This window comes from Streptomyces sp. SID3343 (genome assembly GCF_009865215.1).
Classification (GTDB): Bacteria; Actinomycetota; Actinomycetes; order Streptomycetales; family Streptomycetaceae; genus Embleya.
On record NZ_WWJX01000121.1, the window covers coordinates 1 to 3,015 of the forward strand.

The 3,015-nt window shown below is 71.0% G+C and carries 3 protein-coding genes; 1 reads left to right on the forward strand and 2 read right to left on the reverse strand.

Features of this window, described 5'->3' with window-relative positions:
• Positions 1 to 48 precede the first annotated feature (48 nt).
• A complete protein-coding gene (locus tag GT354_RS04150) occupies positions 49 to 522 on the reverse strand; it encodes an Rrf2 family transcriptional regulator (protein ID WP_161354796.1) in 474 nt (157 codons plus the stop codon).
• A gap of 157 nt (positions 523 to 679) precedes the next feature.
• Between GT354_RS04150 and GT354_RS04155 the strand changes: the two genes are divergently transcribed.
• Positions 680 to 1,423, forward strand: coding sequence for an NAD(P)H-binding protein (locus GT354_RS04155; RefSeq protein WP_161354797.1), 744 nt, complete (start codon positions 680 to 682; stop codon positions 1,421 to 1,423).
• A gap of 85 nt (positions 1,424 to 1,508) precedes the next feature.
• Here GT354_RS04155 and GT354_RS04160 read toward each other — a convergent pair whose 3' ends face one another.
• Positions 1,509 to 2,615 (reverse strand): branched-chain amino acid aminotransferase, encoded by a 1,107-nt coding sequence (locus tag GT354_RS04160; RefSeq protein WP_161354798.1) that lies wholly within the window; start codon positions 2,613 to 2,615, stop codon positions 1,509 to 1,511.
• Between the last annotated feature and the right edge of the window lie 400 nt (positions 2,616 to 3,015).

Here is a 3,015-nt window from a genome sequence, read left to right on the forward strand (position 1 = left end):
CGCGAGGCGAGGCGACGGCGACGCCGGCGCGGTCGGCCCGGCGCCCGGCTACGTCGTTCCCGTCAAGCGGAGGCGTGTGCGCGCGGGGGCCCACTCGGGTAGCGAGGTCACGATGTCGGCGAGGGTGACGCCGGCGAGGCTGCTGCGCCAGGCGTCGTGTGCGTCCGTCATTTTCGCGGCCAGGATGCAGGTGTGACGGCAGTCCTCGGGGTCCAGTGCGCCTCGTCCCTGTTGGCGGATCTCGCGGCATTCGTACGGCGAGGACGCGCCGTCGACGGCCTCGACGATCTGTAGGAGCGTGATGTCGGCGGTGGGCCGGGCGAGCCGGAATCCTCCCCGCGGACCGGTGGTCGCGGTCAGCAGGCCGGCTCTGACGAGTGCCTTCAGCTGCTTGGCCAGGTAGGGCGCCGGCAGGTCGAAGTACTGCGCGAGCTGGGTCGTCGACGCGCTGGTTCCCGGGTCGAGCTGAGCGAGGGACGTGGCGCAGTGCAAGACCCACTCGGTGCTTCCTGGCAGCTTCACCTCTTCAGCTTATCGCAGACATCATGGACCTGTTTAGTCCGTGATAATGTCCGAGCGAACAGCCAACGAGGGCGCTGTCGAAAGCGCTGTCCAGAGCGCTGTGCTGGTTGGAGCGCTGTCCGAAGCGCGAACGAGACAACGAGAAGGGGAGATCGTCATGCGGATCGCCATTGCCGGCGCGACCGGGAACATCGGGGCCCTGACCGCCACCGTCCTCGAACAGGACGGGCACGACGTCGTACGCATCAGCCGCTCGCTCGGCGTGGACCTGTCGACCGGTGCCGGGCTCGACGACGCCCTGGTCGGCGTCGAGGCCGTCGTCGACGCGACCAACGCGCCCGCCGCCGACGAGGCCGCGACGGTGGCGTACTTCCGCACGACCACGGGCAACCTGCTCGCCGCCGAGGAGCGCGCCGGTGTGCGCCACCACGTGCTGCTCTCGATCGCCGGGGTGGATCGCATCGAGGGCAACGCGCACTACGCCGGCAAGCGGGAACAGGAGCGTCTCGTGGCGGCGGGGCCGGTGCCGTGGACGACGGTGCCGGCCGCCCAGTTCCACGACTTCGCCGCGATGGTGGCGAGCTGGACCGAACAGGACGGCGTCGCCACGATCGCCCCGCTGCTCGTCCAGCCGATCGCGCCCTCGGACGTGGCCGACATCCTCGCCGAGATCGCCGTCGGCGAGCCGCAGGGGCGCTACGTCGACGTGGTCGGGCCCGAACCGCAGGACTTGGTGGACATGGCCCGGCGTACCCACGAGGCGCGCGGCCGGGTGGTGAAACTGGTACCGACGTGGTCGGGGGCCTTCGGGCCGTCGATGGCCGGCAACGTGCTCCTGGCCGTCGACGGCGCCCGCATCGCGCCGACCACCTTCGACGAGTGGCTCGCGGAACAGCGATAGCGCCGACGGTGCCGACGGTCGGGCGAAGCACGGGGCACGCACGTACGGACATCCGTATCCGCGTGCCCCGTTCGCGGCCCCGTGATCACGCGACCTTGTACACCCACCCGTACGGATCGACCGCGCGCCCGGTCTGGATGTCCAGCAGGGCCTCGCGCAGCCGCGTGGTCACCGGCCCCGTGGCGCCGCCCGCCACCGTCCACCCGCCCTCGGCCGACCGGACCTCGCCGACCGGCGTGACCACGGCAGCCGTACCGCACGCGAAGACCTCGGTCAGGGTGCCGTCGGCGACGCCCTCGCGCCACTCGGCAACCGAGACCCGCCGCTCCTCGGTGCGACAACCGAGGTCGCCGGCCAGCCGCAGCAGGGAATCACGGGTGATGCCCGGCAGCAGCGTCCCGGTCAACGCCGGCGTGACCAGAGTCGGGACGCCGTTCTCGCAGGCCCGGACGAAGCACAGGTTCATGCCGCCCATCTCCTCCACCCAGCGCCGCTCGACCGCGTCCAACCACACCACCTGGTCGCAGCCGTGCTCGGCGGCCTCCGCCTGGGCCAACAGGGAAGCGGCGTAGTTGCCCGCGCACTTGGCCTCGCCGGTACCGCCGGGAGCGGCCCGGACGTACTCCTGCGACAGCCACACCGACACGGGCTTGACGCCCCCGGTGAAGTACGCGCCGGCGGGCGACGCGATGACCATGAACAGGTACTCGGACGCCGGCTTGACGCCGAGCGCGACCTCGGTGGCGAACATGAACGGGCGCAGGTACAACGAGGCTTCGCCACCCCGCGGCACCCACGCGAGGTCCTGCCGGACCAGATTCGCGCACGCGTCGACGAACACGTCGATCGGCAACTCGGGCATCGCCAGGCGCGCCGCGCTGCGCTGGAAGCGGGCCGCGTTGGCCTCGGGGCGGAACAGCGCGACGGAGTCGTCGGGGCGGCGATACGCCTTGAGCCCCTCGAAGATCGACTGACCGTAGTGGAGCGTCATGTTGGCCGGGTCCAACGACAGCGGGGCATACGGCCCCACCTCGGCGTCGTGCCAGCCGCGCTCGGTCGTCCACTTGATCGTGACCATGTGGTCGGTGAAGTGTCGGCCGAACCCGGGAGCCGCGAGGACGGCCTCACGCTGCTCGGCCGGCAACGGGTTCGCGGACGGACGCAGGGCGAAATCCACGGCGGGGAAGGTCATCGGCGATCCATCCTTCGAAAGAGGCCGGCCGGCCGTCGACAGGAGCCGGTCAGGCCCGACGCTCAGCACAGCAGGGTCACGACGGGCTCGCAAGGGTTGTTCGGAGAACGGGCCGGCAGACGCAAAGAACCGACGGATCGGCCCCGCCCCGGCTCATTCGTTTGCGTTGCGCGAGCCCGCCGAGTCGGCTCGGCCCGGGCGGGGCGAGCACGCCTGGGCACAGCCATCCGACCGGTTAGCGCCTTGGTTGGAACGCACCGAAAAGCCGGCCGGCTTTGGGCACGCGGACGAAGTCCGGCACATCGCGGCTGACATAGCGTCGTTGACATACCGACAGGAAGGATTCGCCGTGACCGTCCACCCCTACGGCCGCGTCGTCGTCGCAGACACCCACGCCGGC